Source organism: Duganella rhizosphaerae (assembly GCF_040364205.1).
Classification (GTDB): Bacteria; Pseudomonadota; Gammaproteobacteria; order Burkholderiales; family Burkholderiaceae_D; genus Rugamonas; species Rugamonas rhizosphaerae.
Genome location: NZ_BPWK01000060.1, coordinates 1 through 1302, shown reverse-complemented (window position 1 = coordinate 1302; position 1302 = coordinate 1). Strand labels below are relative to the sequence as shown.

Here is a 1302-nt window from a genome sequence, read left to right as displayed (position 1 = left end):
CAGGAAGGGATACTGTTCCACCACATGATGCAAAGCGAGGGCGACGCCTACCTGCTGCCGACGCTGATCGAGTTCGATACGCGTGTGCGCCTGGACGGCTTCCTGTCGACCCTGCAGACGGTGGTCGACCGCCACGACATCCTGCGCACCGCGGTGCTGTGGGATGGCTTGCCCGAACCGGTGCAGGTGGTGTGGCGCAAGGCGCCGCTGACTGTCGAGGAAGTGGAGCTCGACGCGGCGGACGGCGCCGTCGCGGAGCAGATGGCCAGCCTTTATGCGCCAAGCCGGCAACGGCTCGATGTGCGCCAGGCGCCGCTGATGCGTGGATTTGTCTGCACCGACCGCGCCCATGGCCGCTGGCTGTTGCAACTGCTGACGCACCATCTGGCGATCGACCATACGACACTGGAAATCCTGGTCGAGGAAATCCACCTGATCCAGCAGGGCCGGGAGGCGCAATTGCCGCCGGCGCTGCCGTTCCGTAATTTTGTGGCGCAGGCGCGGCTGGGCGTGAGCCAGCAGGAACATGAAGCATTCTTTGCCGGCATGCTGGCCGATATCGACGAGCCTACAGCGCCTTATGGTTTGCTCGACGTCCGCGGCGATGGTTCGCAGATCAGGGAGAGCAAGCGTGAGCTGCCTGCCGATCTGGCTGTGCGGCTGCGCGCGCAGGCGCGCGGTCAGGGCGTCAGCGCGGCCAGTCTGGTGCACCTGGCTTGGGCGCAGGTGCTGGCCAAGCTGTCCGACCGCCGCGACGTGGTGTTCGGAACGGTACTGTTCGGCCGCATGCAGGCCGGCGAAGGCGCCGGACGCGTGCTCGGCATGTTCATCAACACGCTGCCGGTGCGCGTCACGATCGACGAGCAGGATGTGGCACAGGGAGTGCGCGGTACGCACGCGCTGCTGACGCAGTTGCTGCGGCACGAACACGCGTCGCTGGCGTTGGCGCAGCGCTGCAGCGGCATAGCCGCACAGACGCCGTTGTTCTCGTCGCTGCTGAACTATCGTCACAGCAGCCTGCCCGACGGCGGCAAGGACGATCAGACCCGCGCGGGTTGGGAAGGCGTGGAAGTGGTGGGGGGAGAAGAGCGCACCAACTATCCATTGACCTTGTCGGTGGACGATTTCGGCGACGGCTTCAGCCTGACGGCGCAGGTCGACCAGTCGGTGTCGGCCGAACGCATCTGCGACTACATGCAGACCGCGCTGGAAGGCATCGTCGCCGCGCTGGAAACGGCGCCGCAGACGACGCTGGCGGAGATCGGCGTGCTGTCGGCGGCGGAACGCCGCCAGGTGCTGGTC

1 protein-coding gene is annotated in these 1302 nt (G+C 66.5%); it reads left to right on the top strand.

What is annotated here, in order from left to right; all coding sequences use genetic code 11:
- Positions 1–1302: condensation domain-containing protein (locus RUGAMON1_RS32585; protein ID WP_445234413.1), on the top strand; the 1302-nt coding region annotated here is incomplete at both ends.